Genomic DNA, 26,060 nt, shown 5'->3' with positions numbered 1-26,060 from the left:
ACGCGGGGCGATCAGGAGATCCAGGCGAGGATGAGGATCATCGTCGCGAGGAAGCCGGCGAAGTAGTTCAGGGCGATGAAACGTCGCCATGCGCGGTTCGTGCCGCCGGACGTCTCATCGGTGACGTTCCACCAGGGGGCGGCGTTCACGATGTAGGGCACAGCGAGCAGGGCGCCCAGGGGCCCCGGCCAGGTGGTGAACAGCATGGCCGCCCCGGCGAGGGTCCAGAGCGCGATTGCCAGTCGCACCGTGGATCGTGCGCCGATCACCGTGGCGATCGAGCCGATGCCGCCCTCGCGGTCGGGGCCGATGTCCTGCACCGCGCCGAACGCGTGTGCGGCCATACCCCACAGGAAGAATGCGACGAGGACGATGACCGCGGTGGGGGTGACGATCCCGGTGGCGAGGGTGAGGCCGACGATCGCCGGCGTCACGAAGTGCAGGCTCGAAGTCGTCGAGTCCAGGAACGGACGCTCCTTGAACCGAAGCCCGGGCGCCGAGTACGCGATCACGGCGAACACGCTGATCGCCAGCCAGACCCACGACGCCGGGTTGCCGACGACGACGAGGTAGACGAGGAACGGGAGGTTCGTCGCCGCGGCTGCCCACAGGGTGGCTCGATGGATGCGGGGCGAGAGGAGTGCGCCCTCGATGCCGCCCTTGCGCGGGTTGGCGAGATCGGAGGCGTAGTCGAAGACGTCGTTGATGCCGTACATCGCGAGGTTGTACGGAACGAGGAAGTAGAGGGTCCCGATGATCAGCGTGAGGTCGATCTCACGTGTGCTGAGCAGGTAGGCGGCGGCGAAAGGGAAGGCCGTGTTGATCCAGCTGATGGGGCGCGACGACAGGACGATCTGAGCGACGTCGCGGCCGACGGATGCCCGGGCGGGCGCAGTCACGAGGCATCCTCCGTGTCTGATCGACGGCCGACCTGCGCGCGGCGGCGGGCCCGGAGCGCGGCCCACAGGGCGGGCAGCAGGACGGCTCCGGCGATCGGGTAGGCGAAGTCCTCGAGCGGGGCGAGACCGATGTGCACGCCGAGCAGGTGCTCGGGGGAGTAGTGGAAGAGGCCTGTCGCGATCATCACGGTGTCGAAGACGGCGGTGAGGACGACGAGCACCACGACGGTCACCGCGATGCCGCCCGCATGGGCGCGATGGCGACCGGCGAGGACCGAGAGCGCGATCGCCGCCACGATCGCCGCGCCGACGAACCACGCCGAGAGCTGCAGGTACGTCATGAGGGTTCCTCCACGGCGGAGCGGCGGCGGGTGCTCGACAGGATGCGCACTGCGCCCGTGTAGACGACCATGGTGCACACGACGAGGAAGAGCAGGAACACCGGTTCCTCGATCGGCAGCTCGGGCGCCAGCACGATACCCGTCGCCACGGCGGCCTCACCGCGGAAGAAGATCCCCCCGGCGATGCCGGCGACATCCCAGAGCAGGAAGAAGGCGAGTCCCGTCACCGTCACGACGGATGCAGAGACGGCGTCGCGCCAGAAGAACAGCCGGAAGCGCCGGTCGAGCAGCAGCATGCAGCCGAGGGTCACGAGGAGGAGCGCCAGGTACACGAACCCCATCACGCGGTTCCGCTCTTGGCGGGGGCGACGGCCGAGACGTCGAGGGGCCCTGACGAATGATCGCCGCGGATCCGCTTGAGCACGATCTCGGCGCTGATGAGGCACATCGGCACGCCGACCCCCGGCGCGGTGGTGGCGCCCGCGTAGTAGAGACCCGAGACCCGGCGCGAGGCGTTCTGCGCGCGGAACATCGCGCTCTGCGACAGGATGTGCGCGGGTCCCAGCATGCCGCCCCGCCAGGAGTTGTAGTCGTCGCGGAAGTCCGCAGGGCCCTTCGTCTCGCGGACGACGATGCGTTCGCGAAGGTCGGGGATGCCGGCCCACTGCGAGATCTGGTCGATCGCGTCATCCGCCGCCTCTTCGATCCGGTCCGAGCCTGCGCCGTCGGATCCGCCGCCGCCGAGCTCGGTGTCGGCGGGGATGGGGACCAGCACGAAGAGGTTCTCATGCCCCTCAGGCGCGACAGTGTCGTCGGTCGCGCTCGGACGGCAGACGTAGGTCGACGCGGGCGAGGGGATGACGGGCCGCTCGCCGAAGATGGCGTCGAAGTTGGCATCCCAGTCCTCGGTGAAGAACAGGGAGTGGTGCGGGAGCTCGGGGAGGGAGCCGCGGACGCCGAGCATCACGAGCACGGCACCGGGCCCGCTCGTGCGACGCTGCCACCAGGAGTCTGGGTAGGTGCGCAGGTGCGGCGGGAGCAGCGCCGTCTCGGTGTGGTGCAGGTCGGCGCCGGAGACCACGATGTCGGCGTCCGCGCGGTGCGCGGCTCCGTCGGCATCACGCCATTCCACGCCCGTCACGGTCGGCGTGCCGGAGCGGATGCCGGTGCTGATCGCGGTGACGTCGGCATCCAGCAGGATCCGTGCGCCCGCGCCCTCCGCGAGTTCGGCGATGCGCTCGACGACCCGCCAGAAGCCGCCCTGCGGGTAGCTGACGCCCTCGTCGAGATCGAGCGCGCTCATGAGGTGGTACATCGCGGGCGCCGTGCGCGGGTCCGTGCCGAGGAAGACGGCCGGGTATCCCAGCAGCTGCCGGATCACAGGATCGCGGAAACGCCGGGCGGCGAACGACTGCAGGCGTGTGCCGAGCAGCGTGAACAGGCGTGGTAGCGCTCGCAGCACCTCGGGTGTCATCAGTCCGCGCAGCCGGGTGAACGGGTTGTAGAGGAAGTACCGCTCCGCCATGACGCGTGCGTCGTGCGCCGAGTCGAGGTACGCGTCCAGAGCCTTCGCGGCGCCGGGCTCGCGCGACTCGAACAGGCGCGACACCTCCGCACGCCCCGAGGGCACGGTGACCGACGGCGCCGGGCGGCCGTCGGCGGTCGGTGCCTGGAAGACGCGGTATCCGGGGTCGAGGAGCGTCAGATCGAGCTGCTCCTCGGTCGACGTTCCCATCATCGCGAAGAAGTGGCCGAAGACCTCGGGCATGAGGTACCACGACGGCCCGGAGTCGAATCGGAAGCCGTCGCGCTCGATGGTGCCCGCGCGCCCGCCGACTCTGCTGTTCTTCTCATACACGGTCACGTCGTGGCCGTCCCTGGCGAGAAGACCTGCGACAGCGAGGCCCGCGACTCCGGCGCCGATCACGGCGACCCGGCTCATCGGTCCCGCTCCACGGCCGTCACGAGCACCGATCGTGCGGCGAGCAGGGCCTTGATGGGATCGGGCACGCGAACCCTCCGCTCGTACAGGGTGGCCGAGGGCGTCTTGGCCACGCGTCGCGTCAACGACTCGAAGAGAGCCTGAGCGCTGCGCACGGCCGCGCGCGCATCCTTGGGCAGAAGCGGGATGGAGCGCCGGGCGTCGTCGAGCTGCGTCGAGATCGTGCGCACCCAGGCATCTCGGTCGGCATCGCTGAGGAGGCCCGATTCTCCGAGGTATCCGCGCTGCAGACGCTCGGTGTCGTCGGCGAGATCGCGGAGGAAGTTGACGTTCTGAAAGGCCGCGCCGAGCTGGCGGGCTCCGTGCTCGAGGATCTCGTGCTCCTTGTCGGTGCGGGTCTCATCTCGCAGGAACACCCGGAGGCACATCAGTCCCACCACTTCGGCTGATCCGTAGACGTAGCGCTCGTGCGCCTCGGCGTCGTAGGCGGTGAAGTCCGTGGCATCCGCGATGTCGGCGCCCATCGAGTCGAAGAACGGCTGGGTCAGGTCCTCGCCGATACCGCACTCCCGCGCGGTCCGCGCGAACGCGTGCAGCACGAGGTCGGTGCTGTAGCCGACGCGCATCGAACGGTGGGTCTCGGCGACGTACGAGGCGAGCGCCTCGGTCTGTGCCGAGGCGTCGAGACCGGCCTGCGCGGCCACGCCGTCGACGATCTCGTCGGCGATGCGGACCATGGCATAGATGTTCCGCACGTGCTGCCGGTGCCGCTGCCCGAGCAGGCGCGTCGCGAGCCCGAACGACGTGGAATAGGTGCGGATCACCTCGGTGGATGCCGTATCGGCGGCCCGACTGAAGCGCCCCAGACTCTCGCCCGGATCGTCGTTGGACGGCGGGGTCACGACTGTCGGCCTTCGAGACGGGATGCGGAGACCAGGATCGACCGCGCGGCGTCCGCGCTGATCTCCCCGGCGAGCTCCGCTTCGGAGAGCAGTGCGTAGACGGCATCCAGCTGGTCGCCGATCAGGCCGACCACGAATCGCTCCGCGCCGCACTCGCGGAGAAGGTCGCGGATCTCGGTGGCATCGTTCAGGCTCAGGTCTGCCGACCCGAAGCGCCGTTCGATGCGGGGCCAGGCACTCGTCGACCGGGCGAACGCGATGATCGCGGTCTCCTTGCCCTCGCGCAGGTCGGAGAAAGCATCCTTGCCGTGCGTGCGATGGTCGCCGAACACGCAGAGGAGGTCGTCCTGCAGCTGATACGCCAGGCCGAGGTGGCGTCCGACGGCATGCAGCGTCTCCTCCGCCGACACCGAGCTTCCTGCGAGCAACGCGGCAGCCCGAAGCGGGAGGGAGAACGAGTAGGTCGCGGTCTTGTACACGCTCATCGTGAGCACGGTGTCGACGTCTGAGGCGATGATGCCGTGGCTCAGGGCGACATCGGTGTGCTCGCCGGCGACGGTTTCGAGGATCGTCCGCTCGACCAGATCGAGAAGGCGTCCCCGCGCATGCGCGGGCACATCCGCACGGGCGAACCCCATGATCGCCGCCGAGAGCAGCAGGTCGCCCATGAGGATCGCGCTCGATCTCGCCCAGTGCAGCGAATCCTCCTCCGTCGACCCCGGGCTTGCCGCCGCGAGCTCGCCGATCAGGTTGGGCCGCTTGCGTCGGGTCAGGTCTCCGTCGATCACGTCGTCGTGCAGGAGGAAGGCATAGTGCAGAAGCTCGAGGTGCGTGGCGATGTCCACAGCGGCGATGCTCGGCTCGGCGCCCATATCGGGGGCGAGTGCCCGGTGGATGTCGAGGAGCAGCCGCGGCCGCACGAGCTTGCCGCCGAGCGCATGGTCTGCCGTCGCCCGCCAGAGGGCGGCGAACTCCGCGCCGTAGGTCTCCGCATTCTCGCAGTGGAGGGCGAAGCGCTGCCGCAGAACCTCTTCGACCCGCGTGCTCATCTCTTCTCGGATCGCCGTGGGTGCCACGGTCATACCGCCCCGAGCTCGCGCAGCCGGGGGAGCTGCTCCACCAGCCAGGGGCTGAATGCGAAGGGGGCGGCGGTGACGGCAGCCGCGAACTCGGCCGGGTCGACCCACGCCCATTCGGCGACCTCGTCGGGGTCGGGGGAGAGCGGTCCGTCGGCGACGGCGACGTGCACCGGGCAGATCTCGTTCTCGACGATCCCGCTCGCGTCCACGGCGCGGTATCGGTAGTCGGGAAGCACGAGGGAGAGGTCCGTGATGCGGAGGCCGAGCTCATCGAGGGCTCGGCGTCGCACGGCCTCCGTCATGTCCTCGCCAGGGCGAGGGTGACCGCAGAAGCTGTTGGTCCAGACGCCGGGCCACGTGCGCTTCGCCAGTGCCCGACGCGTCACCAGGAGGAGGCCGTCTCTGTTGAGCACGTGGCAGGAGAACGCCAGATGCAGGGGGGTGTCCGTCGTGTGCACCGCGTCTTTCGCGATCACGCCGATCGCGACGCCATCCGAGGAAAGGAGGGTGACCTCATCCAACGGGGAACCTCCTCGATTTCGCTAGCTTAGCTAATAATCAACATAACATGAATCCAATGGTGTGTAGCATGATGGCATGGACAACGGATCTGGCGCCAGTCCCCGGGGGATCGGGGCGTCGGACGTGCTCGCGGACCGAGGCTCGCGCTCGCCCGACGGGCTCGCTCATGCGGCGATCTACGACGTCGAATCGAGCGACCCTCGCAGTGTGCTGATCGATCGATCAGGTGTGGCGGAAGAAGACCTGCGTCAGATCGCTCTGGTGATGGGCGCGCTCGGTGATCTGAGGGATGCCGAGCAGAAGCTGTCCCTCGCGTCGAGGCGCTACATGCAGCTCAATGAGACCGACATGCGAGCGCTGCACTATCTGATCGTGTGCGCCAACAAGGGAGCGACGGCGACACCGGGCGGCATCGCCACCCACCTCGGCATCTCGACAGCGTCGACCACCAAGCTCCTCGACCGTCTCGAGAAGGGCGGGCACATCCGTCGTGCACCGCATCCGACCGATCGACGCGCGCTCGCCATCACGATCACGCCCGAGACGCGCCAGGCGGCGATGGAGACCGTCGGTCGTCAGCAGGCCAAGCGCTTCTATTCGGCGGCACGACTCACGCCGGAAGAGCGCGATGTCGTCATCCGATTCCTGTCGGACATGGCGCAGGAGATCACGCTCCGGGATGAGCCGTGGGCCCAGGCCGGAGTCGTGTCCTCCGAGTGAGTCAGTGCGCGGCGTTGTACGCCTCGACGACGGGTGCCGGAATGCGGCCCCGCTCCGACAGCGTGTAGCCGTTGTCGTTCGCCCAGGCGCGGATGGCGGCGACCTCGGGATTGCGTCCTGGACGCTTTCTCGGAGCCGCAGAGCGCACCGCACTCGACGAGCCCGCCCGGCGCCCGGCCGAGATGTAGGGCTCGAATGCCTTGCGCAATTCCTCTGCGTGAGCGGTATTCAGATCGATCTCATACGATGCGCCGTTGAGCGAGAAATGAACGGTCTCGCCCTCGCCGACCTCGAGTACGGATCCGTCGATGTCATCGACCAGCTGGTGCACAATTCTTCTCGCCATGGAAATGACATTACCGTGGCGAGAAGAATTGCGACACGCTATTCGAGACCGGGTCGCGTGTTTATTCGTGTCCGGGGTCGATCAGTTTCAGTCCGACGATGCATCCGACCAGTCCGAGCAGCAGCAGAATCCGCGGCCAGGAGATATCGCTGTCGCCGGTGACCATCGCCCACACGACCGTGAGCGTGGCGCCGATGCCGACCCAGACGGCATACGCGGTCCCGGTCGAGATCTCGCGCATCGCGAAAGCGAGCCCGATCATCGAGAGGATCAGCCCGCCGACGAAGACGACGCTCGGCCAGAGCTTGGTGAGTCCCTCGGATTTGCCCAGGGCGGTGGCCCAGACGGCCTCGAGGACTCCGGATGCGATCAGCACGATCCACGACATGACGGTCCTTTCGGACCAGTCTTTTCGCTCACCGGGTACTGGTCTGCCTCGTCCGGGGCCGGGGTTCACCGACCAGTATCCATGCTAGCCACCCGTTCTGGGCAGTGACTGTGCAGTGCCGGCTGCTCGTCGTGTTCGGGCGGCCGCTCAGGGAAGGAGGCCGGCGCGGCGTGCCTTCGTCACGGCGGCATGACGGGTCGACGCATCGAGCTTCGACATCGCGGTGCCGAGGTACGCCTTGACCGTTCCCTCGCGCAGTCCGAGCTGGCCGGCGATCTCGGCGTTGGTCGCTCCCAGGGCGGCGCACGCGAGCACATCGGTCTCCCGGCGGGAGAGGTGGACGGTGGGGACAGGGCCGGTCGAAGGTGCGACGGCGTCCTCCGCGAGCAGCACGAGTCGGCGCTCGACCTGGGCGATGCGCGCCCGCAGCTCGGCGTCACCCACCGATGCCGCGATGCTGCGGAGCTCGGCGAAGCTCTCGCGCAGCTCCTCGCGCTGGCGCGGGGCGACGGATTCGGGGCCCGGGGAGACGGAGCGCAGACGCCGGTCCACCTCGTCACGGATGCGGAGCTCCTCCGCGACGGACTGCGCGACCTGCATCGCGGGGGCGGTCGTGACACCGCCGACGGGCGTCTTCTCCCAGGCGCCGGCGTAGAGCACGCCGCGGGGGCGCCCGCTCACCACGATGGGCAGCGCCAGGAGGGTCCGGAGTCCCTCGCCGAGCACGAAGACGTCGTAGTCGTGGGTGATCTGCTGCGAGGAGCCGTAGTCGTTGGTCATGCGAGGACGGAGCTCGATCATCGCCCGCCCGCCGAGCCCGCGCTCCGGCCGCACCCTGAGGCCGTCGAGACTGTGGGTGCGATTGCCGACGATGCTCGTGACGCTGACCACGCCCTCGTCGATCAGGCCTCCGAACGCGACGGGGAATCGGGTGCGCTGAGCGAGCTCGCGCACCGCTCTGGCGACGAGCTCGGTCTCGGATTCCATCCCTGTCGTCGTGCTCACGACTACCTACTTTCGGGGGTGACGGCCCTGTTCCCCGTTTCGTAGCGTCGACCCTACCATTCGCCCGGCACACGAGGGCGAGCCGTAGACCATGAGGCAAGGAGGCCCCATGACCGACCATTCACCTGCCGATCGGGCAGGAGCGATCGACTACATCGCCGTCGAGGAATCGCCACGATTCCGAGAGCTGAAGAAGACCCAGCGTTCGTTCATCTTCCCGCTCGCGGCATTCTTCCTCATCTGGTATTTCGTCTATGTCCTGCTCGCGGCATTCGCGACGGATTTCATGTCGCAGCGGGTATGGGGCGATATCACGGTCGGGCTCCTGATGGGGCTCGGACAATTCGTCACGACGTTCGCGATCACGATGGGATACGTCGCTTTCGCCAATCGGAAGCTCGATCCGATCGCCACCGAGATCCGTGAAGAACTCGAGAAGGCGCAGGCCGACGCATGAACGTCGTCCATTTCGCCGCAGAGGAACTCGCGGTCGAGAGCAATCCGGTGCTCAACATCTCGATCTTCGTCGCATTCGTCGCGGTGACGCTCTTCATCGTGATCCGCGCGAGCCGCAACAACAAGACGGCGGCCGACTACTACGCGGCAGGGCGATCGTTCACCGGCCCGCAGAACGGCTTCGCCATCGCCGGCGACTACCTGTCCGCAGCGTCGTTCCTCGGCATCTGCGGGGCGATCGCGATCAACGGGTACGACGGCTTCCTGTACTCGATCGGGTTCCTCGTGGCCTGGTTGGTCGCTCTGCTCCTCGTCGCCGAACTCATGCGCAACACCGGCAAGTTCACCATGGCCGACGTGCTGTCGTTCCGCCTCAAGCAACGGCCCGTGCGCATGGCCGCGGCCATCACCACGCTCGCCGTCTGCTTCTTCTATCTGCTCGCGCAGATGGCGGGCGCCGGAGGACTGGTGTCGCTGCTGCTCGGCATCGACGGCCGGATCGGCCAGTCGATCGTGATCGCGGTGGTCGGTGTGCTGATGATCGTCTACGTGCTCATCGGCGGCATGAAGGGAACCACGTGGGTGCAGATCGTGAAGGCGTTCCTGCTCATCGGCGGCGCCATCGCGATGACGATCTGGGTGCTCGCGATCAACGGTTTCAGCCTGAACACGCTGCTCGAAGCTGCTGTCGCCAACTCCGACAAGGGTGACGCGATCCTCGGACCGGGCCTGCAGTACGGTGCGAACCCCTGGGACTTCCTGTCGCTGGGCATGGCTCTCGTGCTCGGAACGGCCGGACTCCCGCACGTGCTGATGCGCTTCTACACGGTGCCCACCGCCAAGGAGGCCCGCCGCTCGGTGGTCTGGGCCATCTGGCTCATCGGCGGCTTCTACCTGCTGACGCTCGTGCTCGGCTACGGTGCCGGCGCACTCGTCGGGGCCGATGTCATCGCGGCGGCTCCCGGTGGGCCGAACTCGGCAGCTCCGCTCCTCGCGCTGTACCTCGGCGGCCCCGTGCTGCTGGGGTTCATCTCGGCCGTCGCCTTCGCGACGATCCTCGCCGTCGTGGCGGGGCTCACGATCACGGCAGCGGCGTCGTTCGCGCATGACATCTACGCGAACGTGATCCAGAAGGGCCGGAAGGATGCGGCGGGCAACGCCGTCGAGCCCGACCCGAACGGCGAGGTGCGGGTCGCGCGACGCACGGTGGTCGTGATCGGCATCCTGGCGATCGTCGGCGGCATCGGCGCGCAGGGGCAGAACATCGCCTTCCTCGTCGCACTGGCGTTCGCCGTCGCCGCGTCGGCGAATCTGCCGACCATTCTCTACTCGTTGTTCTGGCGTCGCTTCAACACCCGGGGTGCGGTGTGGAGCATGTACGGCGGGCTCGCTGCGGCGATCATCCTGATCGTGCTGTCGCCGGTGTTCTCGGGGTCGCCCACGTCGATGATCCCCGGGATCGACATCGTGCTCTGGCCGATGAACAACCCCGGCATCGTCTCGATACCTCTCGGATTCTTCCTCGGTTGGCTCGGCACGATGACGAGTCGGCAGAAGGAGTCGCCGACGCTCGCGGCGGAGATGGAGGTGCGCTCCCTCACCGGGTTCGGTGCCGAGAAGGCGACGGATCACTGATCGGCGCCGAGCGCCCTGGCCGCGATCGGCGGTGAACAGCACGTGGACCCCGACGGCCTACTCGTCGGGGTCCACGTCGTCTGCCGGCGCTCAGCCGTGGGACTCGAGGTCGAGCAGGAACGTCTTCCGCTCGGGATGCGCGCCGTACTGCCCGGGGCTTCCGTCAGACCTCACCACGCGGTGCACCGGGACGATGACGGAGAAAGGCGTGAGTCTGCAGGCCGTGCCGACTGCGCGGGCGGCGCCGGGGCGACCGGCGAGCACCGCGACCTCTCCGTAGCTGAGCGTCTGCCCCCATTCGATCGTGCTGATCGTCTGCAGAGCGGCGCGGGCGAAGCCGGTGCTGAGGCGCCAGTCGAACCGCAGGTGCTCGTCGAAGCGCACCGGAGTGCCGTCGAAGTAGTCGTCGAGGAGGTGTGCGAGCTCGTCGGCGGCGCCGGGGTCGGGCTCGGGGACGGAGTGCAGCTGGCCCGAGACGTTCTCGAGGAGCCAAGGGACGGACGGGTCGTCGGATTCCGAGAGGTCGAATCGGACGATCCCCTCGTCGGAGAATACGGCGAGGGCGTCTCCGAAGGGGGTCGGTGCGAAGTCGTAGCGGAAGGTCATGCCTCCATATTGACCTCCGTGGCCGGCACTCCACGCGCGCGATCGCGGAGCCGGGGGAGAGTCCGTCGCCACGTCTCGACCGTGCAGGAGCAGTCCGCCGAGCATCCGCGGGCCTCGGACACCCCTCTGGCGGCCGGAAATACGGTGAAACCCGCCCGGGATACCGCTGTCACGGCGAGGCGCGCTTAGTGTGTGAGGTGTGTGGCGACGTGAAGGCAAGGCTGCGGATGATGCAGCGACCGATGCCTCAGCGACCCTGAGTGCGTCGCCCGAGCCCGTCGTCGGCTTCGGGATCGCCCACGCCGCAGAGGCCGAGCGCACACGTCTGCGCGCCGAAGCCGCCGACCTCGGCGGATCCTCGCCCCTCGTGACATTCCGCGACACGGTCGAATCGGGCATCGACATCTCCAAGGCGCACCCGGGCAGCCTCCCCCAGTTCATCACCGGAAAATCCACTCTCCTGTCGAACCTCTTCCGCGATGAGGTCGGCCTTCGGACGGCTCGGCTCGCGGCGGAGCGGATCACGGCGAAGAACACGGAGCTGCGCACGGTTCGCGGCATCGAGGCGGTGCATCTCGCCGTAGGCGTCGCGGGATGGCGCATCGGCGGCGCTGACTTCGCGGCGCCCGTCCTGCTCCGCCCGCTCGCGATCCGTCGCCACCACACCGACTTCGAGCTCAAGCTGCAGGGGGCCTTCGAGGTCAACCCCGAGCTGGTGCGCATCGCGCGTGAGCACTTCGGCATCACGATCGATGCCGCAGCGCTCGCCTCGCTCGCCTACGACGGCGGGATCTTCAAGCCGCAGCCCGTGATCGACAGCCTCCGAGCGACCACGCGATCGATCGACACCTTCACTGTGCTGCCGAGGCTCGTGGTCTCGACGTTCGCGGACGTGGGCGGTGCGATGGCGCGCGACGGCGGCAGCCTCGACCACATCGTGCTCAATGCGCTCGCCGGGCATGTCGGCGACCGCGAGCAGGTCTCGGCGCGCAGGCCCGAACCGCACCACACCGGCCCGGACGACCGCGCGCCGGCATCCGACAACCTCCTGCTGGACGCGGATGGCGAGCAGGAGGCGCTGCTCGCCAAGATCGCCGCGGGACATTCCCTCACGGTCGCGACGCTCCCCGGCACCGGTGGCACGCAGACCGTGATCAACGCGCTCGGCGAGCTGGTGCGCAACGGCAAGCGCGTGCTTGTCGTGTCTGCGCGGCGCTCGACGCTCGACGGCGTGCGGCATCGTCTGGCCGGCATCGGACTCGACAGCCTGGCTGTCTCTCCCGCGAGCGTCCGTCGCGATCTCGTGCGAGCGATCGGACGCAACGAGAAAGCCACGGCACCCAAGGTGGGCGACGTCGATGACGCCCTCGTGCGGCTGCGCACCGTGCTGCGCGACTATCGTCAGGCGCTCACCACTCCCGTCGCGGGAACCGCCTCGTCGGTCCTCGACGCCACGCGTCACCTCACCCGGCTCGCGTCGCTGCCCACGCCCCCGTCGACCACCGCACGGCTGAGCATCGAGACCCTGCGCCGCCTGGCCGACGACCGGTCCTCGGCAGCGGCTGCCCTCGCGTACGCGGCTCGTCTGGGCGAGTTCCGCTTCGGGCCGAACGACTCGCCCTGGTACGGGGTCACGTTCTCGAGCACCGAGGCCGCCAAGTCCGCTCATCAGCTCGCGGGACGACTGCACTCCGACAGCGTCCCGGCACTGCTCGAGCGCGGCTACGCCCTCATCGCGCAGACGCACATGCGTCCGTTCTCGACCATCGACGAGCTCGGCGAGTACCTGCGACTGCTGCAGGGCATCCGCGACTCCCTCGATCGATTCAGCCCGACCGTGTTCGAGCGTCCCCTGGGCGAGCTGATCCAGGCGCACGGCTCCCGACGCGATGCACCCAACATGTCGGGTGCGAACCGGCGACGTCTTCGTCGTCTCGCCAAGGAGTACGTACGCCCGGGCGTGCACGTCACCGAGATGCACGAGTCGCTGCTCCGCATCCAGGCGCAGCGCACCCAGTGGCAGCGCTGCGTGGAGGCGGGTGTGGCTCCCGAGGTCCCGCTCGGTCTCGCCGACGTCTACTCCTCCTGGCAGCGGGTGACGGCGGAGCTCGCCGAGCTCGATGTCGCTCTCGGTCGCAGGGAGCCGCTCTCGACCCTGCCCGTCGAGCGACTCGTGCGCACCCTGGCGGGCCTCGCGGCCAAGTCCGACGTCTTCGACAACCTCGTCGAGCGCGCTCAGCTGCGCGACCGCCTCGCCGATCTGGGGCTCGAACCTCTGCTCGCGGAGCTCTCCGTGCGCCATGTCTCCGAGGCCCGCGTGGGCGACGAGCTGGAGTTCGCGTGGTGGCAGACGCTGCTCGAGCGGGCACTGCAGGACGACCGCGCCCTTCTGGGAGCGAACACCGCGGTGGTCGACCGACTCGAGCGCGACTTCCGTCTCGTCGACGAGGCGCACGCGGCGATGGCGGGCCCGCTGCTCGCTTGGCAGCTCGCGAACCAGTGGGGGATCGCGATCGTCGACGAGCCGCAGGAGTCGCAGAACCTGCGCCGCGCGCTGAAGCAGCCTGCCACGACGACCGCCGAGATCGTGAGTGCAGCGCCCACCCTCGTCGACGTGCTGGCGCCCGTGTGGATCTCGTCGCCCTACCTCGTTCCGCACATCCCCGATTCTGTCGAATTCGATGCGGTGCTCCTCGTCGACGCGGCCGCGATCAACCTCGCGGAGGCCGCGCCGGCCATCCGCCGTGCGCGCCAGATCGTGGCGTTCGGCGACCCGGTCACGCAGCTCCCCACCCCGTTCCACGTCGCCGTCGACCCCGGCGCCGAGTGGGAGCACGAGGTTCCTTTCGACACGGTCTCGGTGTTCGAGCGGCTGTCGGAGCTGCTCCCGGTGATGACGCTCACGCGCAGCTACAGGGCCGGCGGCGAGGATCTCGCCGAGCTCATCAACGACGCGTTCTACGGCGGCGAGATCGTCTCCCTGCCGTGGGCAGGATCGTATCTGGGCCGCGGCAGCCTCACCGTCGACTACGTCGAAGGCGGTACCGGAGCCCCGGACCCCGTCTCAGGAGCGGTGGAGAGTCCGGATGCGGAGGTCGCCCGTGTCGTCACCCTGGTCGTCGAGCACGCCGTGCACCGCCCGGACGAGTCGCTCATGGTCGTCACCGCCAGCAGGCGCCACGCCGAGCGTGTGCGCGCCGCCGTCACATCGGCGTTCGCCGGACGTTCCGACGTCGCAGACTTCGTCGGACGCGACACCGCCGAGCCCTTCGCGGTGCTGACGCTCGAAGAGTCCGTCGCCGAGAGTCGTGACCGCGTGATCTTCTCTCTCGGATTCGGTCTCACCAAGCACGGCCGCGTCCTCAGCGACTTCGGCGATCTGTCGACGCCTGACGGCGAGCGGCTGCTCACGGTCGGCATGACCAGGGCGCGCCGCTCGATGGTCATCGTCTCGTCGATCAGGCCGTCCTCGTTCGACGACGGCCGCCTCGAGTTCGGTGCAGCCACGCTGATGTCGATCCTCGGCGGCCTGGCCTCCCGGGGGCGCGAGGCACGCCTCGAGGATCTCGCCGATCCGCTCACCCTCGCGCTCGCGCGCGAGCTGCGCCGCCTGGGCGCGGCCGTGGACGTCGACTACCGCGGTCTCCTGCCGCTCGTCGCCCAGCACAAGGGCAAGGCCGTCGTGATCGAGTCCGACCCCGAGTCGCGAGGTGAGTCTCTGCGCGAGACGCTGCGCCTGCGCCCGCACGTGCTGCGCCGACTCGGCTGGCACTACGTCCGCGTGCACGCCTTCGACCTCTACAGCGATCCCGTGACTGCGGCTGCCCGCATCGCCGAGGTCCTCGGCATCTCGGCGTCCGCCGTCCGCGCCGAGAACGACACGCAGCCGATCGATCTCATCGATCCGCAGAATGACTGATCAGCCCGACCCGAGTGGCCCGCGGCAGAAGGTCGTGCGGGTTCCGGGATCTCGCCGCGCGCGGCTGACCCCCGTCCCCGGCACGGACACCGACCCGGAGACGGCAGCGACTCAGAAGCCGATCACTGCGCCCCCTCGCGCGCCGAAGGGACCGAAGGGGCCCAACGACGACCGGCTGATGCAGGACGTCCCGCCCCACTACTGAGGCGGATACGACGAAGCGCACGGCCCCGACGGGACCGTGCGCTTCGTGTGGAGTGCGAGGAGCGTCAGCTGCGGGCGTTTTGTGCGAGCAGGTCGCGGATCTCGACGAGCAGCTCGGCCTCGGTCGCGGCGGCCGGCTCTTCGGCGGGCTCTTCTGCGGCGGTGCCCTTGCGAGCCTCGACATGGGCCTTGAACGTGTTCATCGGCAGGACGAAGACGAAGTACACGACCAGAGCGACCGAGAGGAAGCTGATGATCGCCGAGATCAGGTCGCCGATCGGGAACGTGACCTGATCCCCGTAGAGGCTCGTCAGCTGCGGTCCGAAGTTGCCGGCCGCGTCGGCCTTGAAGAACAGGGAGACGAGCGGGGTGATGATGCTGTTGACCACGGCGGTGACGATGGCCGTGAACGCGGTGCCGATGACGACCGCGACAGCCAGGTCGATGACATTGCCGCGGAGGATGAAGTCCTTGAAACCTTTGAGCATGGGAACCTCCGGAGGTCCGTAGTGTGTCAGGAAGTGGTGGTGCTCGACGCGGGTGCCGGGGTGGCGCTCTTCGTCGGCTCCGACTTCGATGATGCCGGGGTGGATGCCGAAGAGCCAGCACCCGACCGCGAGTCGGTGCGATAGAAGCCGGATCCGTTGAACGTCACGCCGATGGATCCGTACTGCTTACGCAGCTCGCCGCCGCACTCGGGGCAGACGGTCAGGGCGTCGTCGGAGAAGCTCTGCACGGCGTCGAAGGAGTGGCCGCAGGAACGGCAGGCATAGGCATAGGTGGGCATTGCGGTCCTCGCGGGGGTCAGCGTCGCGACTGCGACAGGAGAAGGGTCTGCGTGGGGGTCACGACGCCGGTGACCGGCTGGTCGTGGACCTCCCGCGGAAGGAAGTCGAGTACCTCGGAATCATAGATGACCGCGTAGACGGGCGGGCACTTCTCCATCGATCCGATGGTCTTGTCGAAATAGCCGCGGCCCCAGCCCATGCGCATCCCGGTGCGGTCGACGGCCGCGGCGGGGATCACCATCAGGTCGACGTCGTTGACGGCGATCGGACCCAGCACCTCGCCGGTCGGCTCGGGCAGTCCGAACAGACCCTCGGCGACGTCGTCACCGTCGGTCGCGACGGCCCAGTCGAGCAGGCCGTCAGCGCGCGTGACGGGGAGCAGGACACGGATGCCGCGGCGCACCGCGGCGGTCACGAACTCGCGGGTGCCCGGTTCTGTCGTCGTGGAGAGGAAGCACGAGATCGACTGTGCTCCGAGCGACTCGACGAGGTCGTCCAGACGCTGCGTGATGGCGGCTGCGGCGTTCTCGCGCTGCGAGTCGCTGAGCAGCTGGCGGCGTTCGCGGAGCTCTGCGCGCAGCGCGCGCTTCTCGTGCTCGATGTCGTGGGACATGCCTCCGAGTCTACGGCGGCATCCCGGCTAGGCTGTGAGGATGGGTTCCAAGAAGATGAAGGCCGTCATTCCCGCCGCAGGACTGGGGACGCGATTCCTGCCCGCGACGAAGGCGATGCCGAAGGAGATGCTGCCGGTCGTCGACAAGCCGGCCATCCAGTATGTGGTCGAAGAGGCCGCGAGCGCCGGGATCGAGGACATCCTCGTCATCATCGGCCGCAACAAGAACGCGATCTCGAACCACTTCGATTCGGTGCCCGAGCTCGAGGTCAAGCTCATGGAGAAGGGTGACACCGGCCGTCTCGAGCGCGTCATCCATTCGAGCGATCTCGCCGACATCCACTTCGTCCGCCAGGGCGAGCCCAAGGGTCTCGGCCACGCCGTACTGCGGGCACGCACTCACGTCGGCGACAGCTCGTTCGCCGTGCTCCTCGGCGACGACCTCATCGACGAGCGCGACCCGCTGCTCACCGAGATGATCGCAGAGCACGAGCGCAGCGGCGCCGCGGTGATCGCCCTCATGGAGGTCGACCCGGCGAACATCCACATGTACGGCGCCGCCGCCGTCGAGGAGATCGACGGTTCCGACTCCGTGCGCGTGACGGGCCTCGTCGAGAAGCCCGCGCAGGAGGACGCACCCTCGAACCTCGCGATCATCGGGCGCTATGTCCTGCCCGCGTCGATCTTCGATGTGCTCGAGCACACCCAGCCCGGCAAGGGCGGCGAGATCCAGCTCACGGATGCCCTGCAGGAGCTGGCGACCCGACCCGAGGGTCCTGGCGTCGTCGGCGTGATCTTCCGCGGTCGACGGTACGACACCGGCGACCGCGTCGACTACATCAAGGCGATCGTCCAGCTCGCCTCCGACCGTGACGACCTCGGCCCCGAGCTGCGGCCGTGGCTCAAGGAGTTCGCGGAACGCCTCTAGGCGTCTTCGCGTGGGAGCGCTCGGATGGATCAGGCGACGGGGATGAGGCATGGTCCGATCGAGCTGCGTCTCGTGCGGTCTCGTGATGCCAGGCCGCTGCAGCACGAGCTGCTGAGCAACCGCTCATGGCTGCAGCCGTGGGAGGCCACCGTCCCGTACGGATCGGTCTCGTTCGACATGCGGCTCAGCATCCGCCGTCTGCTCCAGCAATACCGCGACGGCCAGGGCTATCCGTTCGTCATGGAGTACGACGGAGAGGTCGCCGGCCAACTCAACGTGTGGGGAGTGGCCAGAGGATCGCTCTGCTCGGCGACGATCGGCTACTGGGTGAGCGAGCGATTCGCCGGCAAGGGCATCACGCCGACGGCGGTCGCACTCGCGACGGACGCGTGCTTCACCGAGTACGCGCTGCATCGGATGGAGATCTGTATCCGCCCGGAGAATGCGGCGAGTCTGCGCGTGGTGCAGAAGCTCGGCTTCCGGTACGAGGGCCTTCGTCGGCGCTACATCCACATCGACGGGGACTGGCGCGACCACTATGCGTTCGCGCTCACGCGGGAGGACGTTCCCCAGGGCGTGCTTGCGCGATGGCTCAACGGTCAGGTCCCCCCGGATGCCGCGACGATCCCTCCGTCGGACCGACTCGCGATCTGAGGGCGCGACACGCCGAACTCGTCGCGACACACGCCCGGACTGAGCCGCGTGAACAGCGATGTTCCCGTACCGTTGTCGACATGGACGGGCCGGTGCTGAGCGGAGGAGTGATAGTCCTCGTCGCCGTGCTCCTGTGGATGCTCTATCTGCTGCCCTCGTGGCGCGGTCGTTTTCAGTACGACGCCGCCGAGCGCAACGCCGTCCGTCTGAACCAGGCTCTGCGTGTGCTGGCTGAGACCAGCGAGACGCCCGGCGAGGTGCGCCTCGAACTGAACGCTCGAACGGCTCTGGCCCAGCAGAAGCTCGCGAAGCGGGTGCAGTCCGAGAAAGAGGCCGCCGAGCTCACGCTTCTCCGCGAAGAACTCGCGGCCGCCAGGGCCGATCCGGTCGTCCGCCAGGCGCGTGCGCGCCGTCGGGTGCGCATCGTCGCGACCTCTGCGCTTCTCCTCGGGCTCGCTCTCACGGGACTCGGCGTGTGGCAGGTCATCGCGACCCAGGCCCAGCTTCTGCTCTGGATCGGTGGCGCAACTGTGGTGGCTGCCGGATTCGCTCTTCAGCGCATGGCTTCGGTCGCTGCGCGTGCCGCTCGCAGACTGGTCGCTCCCATCGAGCAGCCGGTCGCGCGCGTCGAACCGAAGCTGCACGATCAGGGCCGTGCCACCTGGACGCCGCGTCCGCTTCCTGAGCCGTTGGTCTCGGTCGCGGGTTCGCGCGCGCAGGTCGCTCGGGCCGAGATGGATGCGCAGGAGGAGCGTCGTACCGCCGCTCGCCTCGCGGCGTTGCGCGAACGCGCCGAGCGGATGGCACCGGCGACGCCCGTGCAGATCCCGGCAGCCGCATCGCCCTTCTCGAAGATGGGTTATGTCGACGACGCCGAGATCGAGGCGCACGTCCGCGACCTGCTCGCGAAGCGCGCGGCCGGCTGATCTCCGCGGCACGGGCACCTCTTCCGGCGTGATAGCGTAGAAGACGTCAGGGCCTATGGCGCAGTTGGTAGCGCGCCTCGTTCGCATCGAGGAGGTCAGGGGTTCGAATCCCCTTAGGTCCACAGACGAAGAAGCCCCTCCGAGCGCAAGCACGGAGGGGCTTTCTTCGTCTGAACGGCTGAGTGATTCGGGGAGCCACCGCAGCGAAGCGAGGATGGCGGAGTCCCCTGAGGTCCACAGACGAAGGAGCCCCTCCGAGCGCAAGCACGGAGGGGCTTTCTCTGTCTGCGGCTCGCCTACTTGCGGTTCGCCCGGTAGTACGCGAGGAGGGCCTTGGTCGAGGCGTCCTGCGCGTCGACGGCCGACTCGTCGCCGCCGATCGCGGGGGCGATCTGCATCGCGAGCTGCTTGCCGAGCTCGACACCCCACTGGTCGAACGAGTTGATGCCCCAGATCGTGCCCTGGGTGAACGTGATGTGCTCGTAGAGGGCGATGAGCTGACCGAGCACCTGCGGCGTCAGGGCGGGCGCGAAGATCGAGGTCGTCGGGCGGTTGCCGGCGAACGTGCGGGCCGCGACGAGAGCACCCGTGGTGCCCTCGGCCTCGACCTCCTCGGCGGTCTTGCCGAACGCGAGCGCCTTCGTCTGGGCGAGGAAGTTCGCGAGGAAGAGCTCGTGCACGTCCTGGCCGCCGTCGCTGAGCGGATACGCCGGGTTCACGAAGGCGATGAAGTCAGCGGGGATGAGCCGGGTGCCCTGGTGGATGAGCTGGTAGAAAGCGTGCTGGCCGTTGGTGCCGGGCTCGCCCCAGAAGACCTCGCCCGTGTCTGTCGTGACGGGCGTGCCGTCCCAGCGGACGGACTTGCCGTTCGACTCCATCGTGAGCTGCTGCAGGTACGCGGGGAACCGGCTCAGCTGCTGCGCGTAGGGCAGCACGGCGTGCGACTGTGCACCGTGGAAGTTCACGTACCAGACGTTGAGCAGGCCCATCAGCACGGGCACGTTGCGCTCGAGCGGCGTGGTGCGCACATGCTCGTCTACGGCGTGGAACCCGGCCAGGAGGTCGCGGAAGGTGTCGGGGCCGAGAGCGATCGCGAGCGACAGTCCGATCGCGGAGTCGACCGAATATCGACCGCCCACCCAGTCCCAGAACCCGAACGCATTGGCGGGGTCGATGCCGAACGCGGCGACCTTGTCGAGCGCGGTCGACACGGCCACGAAGTGGTGCGCGACGGCGTCCGTGCGGGCGTCGTCATCGTCGGAGATGGCACCGGATGCTGCGAGGCCAGCCCACAGCCAGTCGCGCGCCAGACGGGCGTTGGTGAGCGTCTCGAGAGTGGTGAAGGTCTTCGACGCGACGATGAAGAGTGTGGTCTCGGGGTCGAGGTCCGCGGTCTTCTGGGCGAGGTCGGTGGGGTCGATGTTCGACACGAACCGTGCCTCGATGCCGGCGTCCGCATAGGGCTTCAGCGCCTCGTAGACCATCACAGGACCGAGGTCGGAGCCGCCGATCCCGATGTTGACGACGTGCGTGACCTTCTTGCCGGTGATCCCGAGCCACTCGCCCGCGCGGACCCTCGTCGCGAACGCGCTCAGTGCGTCGAGCACCGACTGCACGTCGGCATCCACGTTCTGGCCGTCGACGACCAGCGCGGGGGAGGCCCCTGCCGGGCGACGGAGCGCCGTGTGCAGCACGGCGCGGTCCTCGGACGTGTTGAGGTGGGCGCCCTCGACCATCGCCGTGTAGCGCTCGGCCACGCCGGTCTGCTCCGCGAGGTGCAGCAGTGCTGCGAGCACGTCGTCGGTGACGAGGTTCTTCGACAGGTCGACATGGAGATCGGCGAGCGGGAACGAGAATCGCTCTGCGCGGTCGGCGTCGGCGGCGAACCACCCGCGCAGGTCGGCGCCGATCGACTCGCGCAGCGCGGCGAGCTCAGACCAGGCGGGAGTGTGTGTCGGATCAACAGGAGCGGTCATGGATCCACGGTACTGCGGTGGGCGACCCGATGAGCCCGCGATGACGCGCGGGGCCGCTCTAGGATTGCTGCGATGACCGACACGGCCCCCGAGACCACCGCAGACCGGCGGATCAGGGCGTCCGTCACCCGCCGATTCGTGCGGGATCCGCTGATCGTCGGGCTCGTCCTGCTGGCCGCCGCGATCGTCTGGACGCTTGCGGGCGATGACCTGGGCTTCTTCTCGTTCCTCCTGATGCTGATCGGGGGGTGGAGCCTCGCCTTCTCCTTCGTGAACGCCACGATGGAGATGCGCCCCGTGCGCAACGGCGTCGTGCTGGAACTCGGCGTGGCGGTGGTGCTGACCGCGCTCATGCTCTTCATGATCGAGTTCGGCGGCGAGGACCTGCTCGACGGCCTTCCCGAGGGCGCGCGAGCGGTGATCGTGGTGCTGCAGATCGCGGCGGCTCCGGCCACCGGATGGATATGGCTCGGGCTGCTCTCACGGATCACCGATCTGTTCCGTCGTCGGGAGAGGGCGATGCGGCCGACGCCCGCACCACCCGAATGGCAGCGGGAGGACGGCGGCGACGGATCACGGGTCGAGTTCCCGGCCCTCGACCTGCGGATGCGCTCGCTCACCGTCGGGATCATCGGAATCGTCCTGGTCGTCGGCCTTGCGGGAACCGCGCTGCTCATCGCATTCGACGATGCGGTGATGAATATGGGCCCCCGAGTCGTGATCCTCGTGATGGGCGTGGTCGTCGGGCTTCCGGTGTACCTCCTGCTCAGGGCGGGCCTGCGTCGCCGGACGCTCCGGTGCTCGCTCGCGTTCGGTGACGACGAGCTGCGGATCCGCGCCGGCTCGTCGAGTCATCGCATCCCGTTCTCGGAACTGCAGACCCTCGTCTGGCGGATGCGCAGCGACTACGCCCGGGTGGAGGTGCGAGGTGCCGGTGTCGACCTCTCGCTCATCGTCGGCCTCGCGAAGCCTCCGGCAGGCCGTATGGCAGAGCTCCCCCCGCTGCCCCGACGCGTGTTCCGCCGCCTCGAGCTCGCGGGACTCACCGTGGAGCGCTCTCGTCGTGACGAGGTCGTGACGTTCCGCCGCGCCGTGTGATCGCAGGCGCGTGCACGCGGGAGCGCGCGCACGAGGTACGGTTTCCTTCATGGGAAGACTGCGGTATGACGGCACATCGGAGCCGATACTGATCGACGACGGGACGCTCGCACACCTCAAGGTCATCGTGGGAACGAAGCTGCGCCGCCAGGAGAGCTTCATGATGACCTGGCACCCGCGGGAGGGCGGCGACACCGGTCGGCTGACCGTGTGGATCCACCCGGCGATCCCGCTGCAGTTCCTCTTCACGTCGGCGGAGTCGCTGCCCGTCGAGAAGCAGCGCATCGAGGACATGATGCGCTCCCTCAACGCGACCGGTGAGCTCGTGATCGACGACTACGTCGAACCGACCGCTGCAGACGGAGACAAGCCGCGCGCCTGACCTACTCGGCCGGATACCCCTCGGCCTTGAGCAGACGGGCGAGCTGCGCCGCGTTGCGGGCGGCCGTGGCCGTGGCCTGTGCGACCTTCTCGGGTGTCTCGTCGAGATCCTTGTAGTCCACGGTCTGCATCGCCTCGCCGTTCCAGTACACCGACCCCTGCGCGGGCACCGAGTAGCCGATGTCGTTCAGCGACTGGAACAGGATCGCGGCGATGTGGTGCGCGCCGTCCTCGTTGCCGACGATCCCGGCGATCGCGACCTTGTCGAACAGGATCGGCCTGCCCGCGTCATCGGTCTCGCTCAGCTCGGCGTCGAGCCGTTCGAGCACGCGCTGAGCGACGCTCGAGTGCTGCCCCATCCAGGTCGGGGTGAGGAACACGAGGATGTCGGCGGCATGCACCTTCTCGCGCAGCGTCGGCCACTGGTCGTCGCCGCCCATGTCGGCCTCGACGCCGGGGCTGATCACGTGATCGACGGCTCGTACGGTCTCTCCCGAGATTCCGTGCTCGCCGAGGGCTGCGAGGATCTGCGACCCGAGCAGGTCGGTGCTCGAGTCCGAGGGGGAGGGCTTCAGGGTGCAGGAGATGGCAAGGGCGGTCAGCTGTGCGGTCATGTCTGCACGAAACCACCATCGACGCGGATACCCCAGGGGGTTCCGTCACCGGGGCGACTGCGCTAGACGGTATCCTGGATGACGGCCGTTACGACAGGAGACACCGTGATCCTCAGCTTCATCTTCTTCATGATCCTCTTCCTCGGAGGCATCTGGCTCATGGGGTTCGCTCAGTCGCTGGAGGACTTCCAGGCGATCGTCTTCGTCGCAGGGCTCCTCATCACCAGCCTGTCGCTGGCTTTCATGATGCGTCAGCGCGGATCGGCCACCCGCCGCAAGGACAACTGGTCGGGCAACCCCACCGAGTAGTCGGCATCGCCCGCCAGGGCATTCAGACCCGTTTGGCGAGTCTCATCTCGAGATTCGCCTTCACCGCGGGCCATTCGGGCTCGATGATCGAGAACTCGACGCTGTCGCGCAGCGCGCCGTTGCGGTAGCGGCTCATCGCGCGCATGACGCCGTCCTGCTTCGCGCCCAGTCGTTCGATCGCGGCGCGCGACTGGAAGTTCACCCACTGCGTGGTCAGCCCCACTCGGAACACCCCGAGGTCCTCGAACGCGTGGCGGAGCAGCAGCAGCTTCGACTCCGCATTCGTCCCGGTGCCGTGCGCGGAGGGGCGATTCCAGGTGTACCCGATGTGCAGCCGCGGAGAGTCCTCGTCGATGTCGTAGTACGAGGTCAGGCCGAGGATGCGGCCGGACGAGTCGAACGCGGTGAAGGGGATCATCCCTCCGCTGTCGACGAGGCCGATCCGGCGATCGATCTCGGCGGCGAGTCCCTCGGGCGAGGGGACGGACGTGTACCAGGCGTTCCTCCACAGGTCGCCTTCGAGAAGGGCGTCGAGGAGCCCGTCGTGGTGGGAGACCTCGAGCGGGCGGAGCTCGACGAGGCGTCCGGTGAGGGTGATCGGGGCCGGAGCGGTGCGGAACGTCATGCTGCCATTCAACCAGCGGCGAGACCGGGGGAGTGTCAGGGGCTCGGCAGACGATGCTCCCACTGGCCTGCGCCCATCCTCGCCCCGACGTAGGTGGTCTCTCCCACCCGTCGGAGCAGCCGCTGATAGGCGAGCACGATCTCGATCGTCACGCCCAGGTCGAAGGCGAGGCTCGCGGGGTGCGGCCCTCTGGCCTGCTCTGCCGCGGCATAGGCTGCGGGGGTGATCAGCAGCCGCGCGGCCCATTCGTCGGCGCGGCGCTCCTGGCGTTCGCGTGCGGCGGCATCCGCCGTCGGGGTATGTCCGAGCATCGCGTGCGCGATCTCATGCGCCAGCACGCTGCAGGTCGTCCGCGCGCTCAGTCCGGGAGCCACTCGGATCGTGGCGGTGCGAGGCTCGTAGCCGCCGAACGTGCGTCCGGAGCGCTCGACGAGGTGCAGACCGTTGTCTTCGAGCAGGCGGAGGAGGCGCTCCATGGGGCCTCCTCGTCGCGTGGGCGTCAGTCGTAGAGATCGTCGGTGTCGTCGTCGTGCGCGAGGGGCGACTCGAACGCCACCTCGGCTTCATCTTCGCGTCGGCCGCGGACATCGGTGCGGGGGCGCAGAGGAGTGACCGTCGCGGTGTGCAGACCGCCCTCGGCGCGCAGTCGTTCCTCGGCGCGGCCGAGAACGAGGTGCGGCTCGAGATCGAGCGACGCGCTGACGGCGTAGAGGACCGGGATCGGGATGGCGCGTTTGCCGGTGACGTAGTTGTCGAGGGCGCTGCGCGCGACGCCGATCTCGCGCGCCATCGCCGCGATGCTGCTGCCTGCGGCGCCGATCTCGCCGCGGAGCTGGCGCCCGACGGCCGCGTTGAACTGCTCGCCAGGTGTCTTCACGTGAGTCACGATAGCACCGGGATGAAGCCAGGATGCCGTCATATTGGAGCGTGAGCACCTTGCCGCACATCATGTGTGGCGATACTGTCTACGGGTGACGACAGATCTGCGACGAGCGGTGGCACTGACGGTGAGATCCGAACTCGTGGGTGCGGGCCGAACCGTCTCGTGGCTCGCCGAACAGACGGGGATCGCCCCGCACGTGCTGCAGAAGCAGCTGGCGATGCAGCTCGACTTCACGGTCACGGACCTGGCCGAGATCGCGGGTGCCCTGTCGATCGACGTCGCGCGGCTCGTGCCTCGCTCTGCGGATCGGTGACCGGCCGCGCGCACCTCGCACCTCGAGGGCGGTCGCACTAGCGTGGGGGTATGAAGACCGTCCCGTTCGGATCCGCCACCGCCCCCGCCGTCGTCGCCGGAATGATGCGCATCGACGACAAGGATGCCGCGCAGATCCGCGAGCTCTACGACACAGCCCGCACCGCGGGCATCGACTTCTTCGACCACGCCGACATCTACGGCGGGAGCATGCACTTCTGCGAGGCGCGCTTCGCCGACGCGCTCGAGCTGAGTGCGGCCGAGCGCGACGAGATCGTGCTGCAGACCAAGTGCGGCATCAACCCCGCGGAGGGCTCGTTCGATTTCTCGTACGAGCACATCGTCCGCCAGGTCGAGGGCTCCCTGAAGGCGCTGCGCACCGATCACATCGACGTCCTGCTGCTGCACCGTCCTGATGCCCTCGTCGAGCCGGAGGAGGTCGCGAGGGCCTTCGACGAGCTCGAAGCCGCGGGCAAGGTGCGCGCGTTCGGCGTCTCGAACCACACCCCTCGCCAGATCGATCTGCTCCGCACGGCCGTGACGCAGCCGCTGATCGCCAATCAGCTGCAGCTGTCGATCACCCACGCGCCGATCATCGCCCAGCCCGTCGCCGCGAACATGGTGGGTGAGGATCAGAGCATCGTCCGCGACGGCGGCGGCATCGTCGAGTACTGCCGCATCAACGGCATCACGATCCAGGCCTGGTCGCCGTTCCAGGGCGGATTCTTCACCGGCGTCTTCCTCGGCAACCCCGAGTATGCCGAGCTCAACGCGGTGCTCGACCGTCTCGCCGCGTCGTACGGGGTCACGCCGATCGCGATCGCGACGGCCTGGATCACGCGGCACCCCGCCAAGATGCAGGTCGTGCTCGGAACGACGACGCCCGAGCGGGTGCGGGATGCCGCGGCGGGAGCCGAGATCGAACTCACGCGGGCCGAGTGGTACGAGCTGTTCCGGGCGGCAGGGCACCTGCTCCCGTAGTCCGGGCG

General features: G+C 68.4%; 31 protein-coding genes, 1 tRNA gene and 1 riboswitch. Of the genes, 13 read left to right on the top strand and 19 right to left on the bottom strand.

All coding sequences use genetic code 11. From position 1 onward, the window contains the following. Window positions 1-11 precede the first annotated feature (11 nt). The 7 genes from ASF80_RS14760 to idi are packed head-to-tail and all read right to left on the bottom strand — an operon-like array spanning window position 12 to window position 5,684. Entirely contained in the window at window positions 12-899 is an 888-nt protein-coding gene (locus ASF80_RS14760) for a prenyltransferase (protein ID WP_235560013.1), read from the bottom strand. After that, window positions 896-1,240: a lycopene cyclase domain-containing protein gene (locus ASF80_RS14755; protein ID WP_056312538.1), complete on the bottom strand. Its 345-nt coding sequence runs from the start codon at window positions 1,238-1,240 to the stop codon at window positions 896-898. The genes ASF80_RS14760 and ASF80_RS14755 overlap by 4 nt, the downstream gene beginning before the upstream one ends. Then, window positions 1,237-1,581, bottom strand: a complete 345-nt coding sequence (locus ASF80_RS14750; protein ID WP_056312536.1) for a lycopene cyclase domain-containing protein — start codon at window positions 1,579-1,581, stop codon at window positions 1,237-1,239. The genes ASF80_RS14755 and ASF80_RS14750 overlap by 4 nt, the downstream gene beginning before the upstream one ends. Beyond that, a complete protein-coding gene (gene crtI / locus ASF80_RS14745; RefSeq protein WP_056312534.1) occupies window positions 1,581-3,182 on the bottom strand; it encodes a phytoene desaturase family protein in 1,602 nt (533 codons plus the stop codon). The genes ASF80_RS14750 and crtI overlap by 1 nt, the downstream gene beginning before the upstream one ends. Next, a complete protein-coding gene (locus ASF80_RS14740) occupies window positions 3,179-4,084 on the bottom strand; it encodes a phytoene/squalene synthase family protein (protein WP_082488403.1) in 906 nt (301 codons plus the stop codon). Before ASF80_RS14740 ends, crtI begins: the two co-directional genes overlap by 4 nt. Next, window positions 4,081-5,166: a polyprenyl synthetase family protein gene (locus tag ASF80_RS14735; protein WP_056312532.1), complete on the bottom strand. Its 1,086-nt coding sequence runs from the start codon at window positions 5,164-5,166 to the stop codon at window positions 4,081-4,083. Before ASF80_RS14735 ends, ASF80_RS14740 begins: the two co-directional genes overlap by 4 nt. After that, entirely contained in the window at window positions 5,163-5,684 is a 522-nt protein-coding gene (gene idi, locus ASF80_RS14730) for an isopentenyl-diphosphate Delta-isomerase (protein ID WP_056312530.1), read from the bottom strand. Before idi ends, ASF80_RS14735 begins: the two co-directional genes overlap by 4 nt. A 76-nt stretch (window positions 5,685-5,760) precedes the next feature. On the opposite strand from idi, the gene ASF80_RS14725 reads away from it, so the two are divergent. After that, on the top strand, window positions 5,761-6,405 hold the full coding sequence (locus ASF80_RS14725) for a MarR family winged helix-turn-helix transcriptional regulator (protein WP_082488402.1): 645 nt from the start codon (window positions 5,761-5,763) through the stop codon (window positions 6,403-6,405). A gap of 1 nt (window position 6,406) precedes the next feature. Here the strand turns inward: ASF80_RS14725 and ASF80_RS14720 are convergent, their stop codons facing one another. From ASF80_RS14720 to ASF80_RS14710, 3 genes are all read right to left on the bottom strand, one after another. Further along, complete coding sequence (locus ASF80_RS14720; protein ID WP_056312528.1) at window positions 6,407-6,751, bottom strand: histone-like nucleoid-structuring protein Lsr2; 345 nt, start codon at window positions 6,749-6,751, stop codon at window positions 6,407-6,409. A gap of 61 nt (window positions 6,752-6,812) precedes the next feature. Next, window positions 6,813-7,139: a DMT family transporter gene (locus tag ASF80_RS14715; protein ID WP_056312526.1), complete on the bottom strand. Its 327-nt coding sequence runs from the start codon at window positions 7,137-7,139 to the stop codon at window positions 6,813-6,815. A gap of 10 nt (window positions 7,140-7,149) precedes the next feature. Further along, window positions 7,150-7,217, bottom strand: a riboswitch (guanidine-III (ykkC-III) riboswitch). Between the two features lie 69 nt (window positions 7,218-7,286). Continuing rightward, on the bottom strand, window positions 7,287-8,144 hold the full coding sequence (locus tag ASF80_RS14710; protein ID WP_056312523.1) for a LuxR C-terminal-related transcriptional regulator: 858 nt from the start codon (window positions 8,142-8,144) through the stop codon (window positions 7,287-7,289). Between the two features lie 109 nt (window positions 8,145-8,253). Between ASF80_RS14710 and ASF80_RS14705 the strand changes: the two genes are divergently transcribed. Next, a complete protein-coding gene (locus ASF80_RS14705; RefSeq protein ID WP_056312521.1) occupies window positions 8,254-8,601 on the top strand; it encodes a DUF485 domain-containing protein in 348 nt (115 codons plus the stop codon). Then, complete coding sequence (locus ASF80_RS14700) at window positions 8,598-10,235, top strand: cation acetate symporter (RefSeq protein ID WP_056312520.1); 1,638 nt, start codon at window positions 8,598-8,600, stop codon at window positions 10,233-10,235. The genes ASF80_RS14705 and ASF80_RS14700 overlap by 4 nt, the downstream gene beginning before the upstream one ends. Before the next feature lie 90 nt (window positions 10,236-10,325). On the opposite strand, the gene ASF80_RS14695 is transcribed toward ASF80_RS14700, so the two are convergent. Beyond that, window positions 10,326-10,841 carry a methylated-DNA--[protein]-cysteine S-methyltransferase gene (locus tag ASF80_RS14695; RefSeq protein ID WP_056312517.1) on the bottom strand — a complete coding sequence of 172 codons (516 nt, stop codon included), beginning with the start codon at window positions 10,839-10,841 and terminating at the stop codon, window positions 10,326-10,328. Between the two features lie 199 nt (window positions 10,842-11,040). Between ASF80_RS14695 and ASF80_RS14690 the strand changes: the two genes are divergently transcribed. Then, the gene (locus ASF80_RS14690; protein ID WP_056312515.1) at window positions 11,041-14,760 is read left to right on the top strand and encodes an AAA family ATPase; all 3,720 of its coding nucleotides are present in this window, start codon (window positions 11,041-11,043) and stop codon (window positions 14,758-14,760) included. A gap of 269 nt (window positions 14,761-15,029) precedes the next feature. Here the strand turns inward: ASF80_RS14690 and mscL are convergent, their stop codons facing one another. The 3 genes from mscL to ASF80_RS14670 are packed head-to-tail and all read right to left on the bottom strand — an operon-like array spanning window position 15,030 to window position 16,365. Further along, window positions 15,030-15,452 carry a large conductance mechanosensitive channel protein MscL gene (gene mscL, locus ASF80_RS14680; RefSeq protein WP_056312512.1) on the bottom strand — a complete coding sequence of 141 codons (423 nt, stop codon included), beginning with the start codon at window positions 15,450-15,452 and terminating at the stop codon, window positions 15,030-15,032. A gap of 26 nt (window positions 15,453-15,478) precedes the next feature. Then, window positions 15,479-15,751, bottom strand: coding sequence for an FmdB family zinc ribbon protein (locus ASF80_RS14675; RefSeq protein ID WP_056312510.1), 273 nt, complete (start codon window positions 15,749-15,751; stop codon window positions 15,479-15,481). 17 nt (window positions 15,752-15,768) lie between these two features. Then, window positions 15,769-16,365: a 5-formyltetrahydrofolate cyclo-ligase gene (locus tag ASF80_RS14670; protein WP_056312508.1), complete on the bottom strand. Its 597-nt coding sequence runs from the start codon at window positions 16,363-16,365 to the stop codon at window positions 15,769-15,771. A gap of 40 nt (window positions 16,366-16,405) precedes the next feature. On the opposite strand from ASF80_RS14670, the gene galU reads away from it, so the two are divergent. The 4 genes from galU (at window position 16,406) to ASF80_RS14650 (ending at window position 18,995) form a co-directional block, all read left to right on the top strand. Then, complete coding sequence (gene galU, locus ASF80_RS14665) at window positions 16,406-17,293, top strand: UTP--glucose-1-phosphate uridylyltransferase GalU (RefSeq protein ID WP_056312507.1); 888 nt, start codon at window positions 16,406-16,408, stop codon at window positions 17,291-17,293. Window positions 17,294-17,335: 42 nt separating this feature from the next. Continuing rightward, a complete protein-coding gene (locus tag ASF80_RS14660; RefSeq protein ID WP_056312505.1) occupies window positions 17,336-17,947 on the top strand; it encodes a GNAT family N-acetyltransferase in 612 nt (203 codons plus the stop codon). Between the two features lie 80 nt (window positions 17,948-18,027). Next, window positions 18,028-18,873 carry a hypothetical protein gene (locus tag ASF80_RS14655; RefSeq protein WP_056312502.1) on the top strand — a complete coding sequence of 282 codons (846 nt, stop codon included), beginning with the start codon at window positions 18,028-18,030 and terminating at the stop codon, window positions 18,871-18,873. A 49-nt stretch (window positions 18,874-18,922) separates the two neighbouring features. Next, window positions 18,923-18,995 (top strand) — tRNA-Ala (locus ASF80_RS14650). A gap of 174 nt (window positions 18,996-19,169) precedes the next feature. On the opposite strand, the gene pgi is transcribed toward ASF80_RS14650, so the two are convergent. Beyond that, complete coding sequence (gene pgi / locus ASF80_RS14645; protein WP_056312501.1) at window positions 19,170-20,849, bottom strand: glucose-6-phosphate isomerase; 1,680 nt, start codon at window positions 20,847-20,849, stop codon at window positions 19,170-19,172. A 72-nt stretch (window positions 20,850-20,921) separates the two neighbouring features. Between pgi and ASF80_RS14640 the strand changes: the two genes are divergently transcribed. Together ASF80_RS14640 and ASF80_RS14635 are read left to right on the top strand one after the other, a co-directional pair. Further along, window positions 20,922-21,947, top strand: coding sequence for a hypothetical protein (locus ASF80_RS14640; RefSeq protein ID WP_056312499.1), 1,026 nt, complete (start codon window positions 20,922-20,924; stop codon window positions 21,945-21,947). A gap of 49 nt (window positions 21,948-21,996) precedes the next feature. Further along, window positions 21,997-22,329 (top strand): hypothetical protein, encoded by a 333-nt coding sequence (locus tag ASF80_RS14635; protein WP_056312498.1) that lies wholly within the window; start codon window positions 21,997-21,999, stop codon window positions 22,327-22,329. A gap of 1 nt (window position 22,330) precedes the next feature. On the opposite strand, the gene ASF80_RS14630 is transcribed toward ASF80_RS14635, so the two are convergent. Next, on the bottom strand, window positions 22,331-22,942 hold the full coding sequence (locus ASF80_RS14630; RefSeq protein WP_056312496.1) for a flavodoxin family protein: 612 nt from the start codon (window positions 22,940-22,942) through the stop codon (window positions 22,331-22,333). Between the two features lie 78 nt (window positions 22,943-23,020). Here ASF80_RS14630 and ASF80_RS14625 point away from each other — a divergent pair, with 78 nt between their 5' ends. After that, on the top strand, window positions 23,021-23,251 hold the full coding sequence (locus ASF80_RS14625; RefSeq protein WP_235560012.1) for a hypothetical protein: 231 nt from the start codon (window positions 23,021-23,023) through the stop codon (window positions 23,249-23,251). 22 nt (window positions 23,252-23,273) lie between these two features. Here ASF80_RS14625 and ASF80_RS14620 read toward each other — a convergent pair whose 3' ends face one another. The 3 genes from ASF80_RS14620 to ASF80_RS14610 are packed head-to-tail and all read right to left on the bottom strand — an operon-like array spanning window position 23,274 to window position 24,753. Next, the gene (locus ASF80_RS14620; RefSeq protein ID WP_056312492.1) at window positions 23,274-23,876 is read right to left on the bottom strand and encodes a GNAT family N-acetyltransferase; all 603 of its coding nucleotides are present in this window, start codon (window positions 23,874-23,876) and stop codon (window positions 23,274-23,276) included. 35 nt (window positions 23,877-23,911) lie between these two features. Continuing rightward, a complete protein-coding gene (locus ASF80_RS14615; protein WP_056312491.1) occupies window positions 23,912-24,352 on the bottom strand; it encodes an ImmA/IrrE family metallo-endopeptidase in 441 nt (146 codons plus the stop codon). A 23-nt stretch (window positions 24,353-24,375) separates the two neighbouring features. Continuing rightward, on the bottom strand, window positions 24,376-24,753 hold the full coding sequence (locus tag ASF80_RS14610) for a helix-turn-helix domain-containing protein (RefSeq protein WP_235560011.1): 378 nt from the start codon (window positions 24,751-24,753) through the stop codon (window positions 24,376-24,378). A gap of 94 nt (window positions 24,754-24,847) precedes the next feature. Here ASF80_RS14610 and ASF80_RS14605 point away from each other — a divergent pair, with 94 nt between their 5' ends. Then, the gene (locus tag ASF80_RS14605; RefSeq protein ID WP_145985674.1) at window positions 24,848-25,072 is read left to right on the top strand and encodes an XRE family transcriptional regulator; all 225 of its coding nucleotides are present in this window, start codon (window positions 24,848-24,850) and stop codon (window positions 25,070-25,072) included. A 50-nt stretch (window positions 25,073-25,122) separates the two neighbouring features. Next, complete coding sequence (locus tag ASF80_RS14600; protein ID WP_056312485.1) at window positions 25,123-26,052, top strand: aldo/keto reductase; 930 nt, start codon at window positions 25,123-25,125, stop codon at window positions 26,050-26,052. Window positions 26,053-26,060: the final 8 nt, after the last annotated feature.

The organism is Microbacterium sp. Leaf159, assembly GCF_001423615.1.
Taxonomy (GTDB): domain Bacteria; phylum Actinomycetota; class Actinomycetes; order Actinomycetales; family Microbacteriaceae; genus Microbacterium.
Note: the sequence above shows the minus strand (reverse complement) of the source record. Positions and strands in the feature narration are given on the sequence as shown.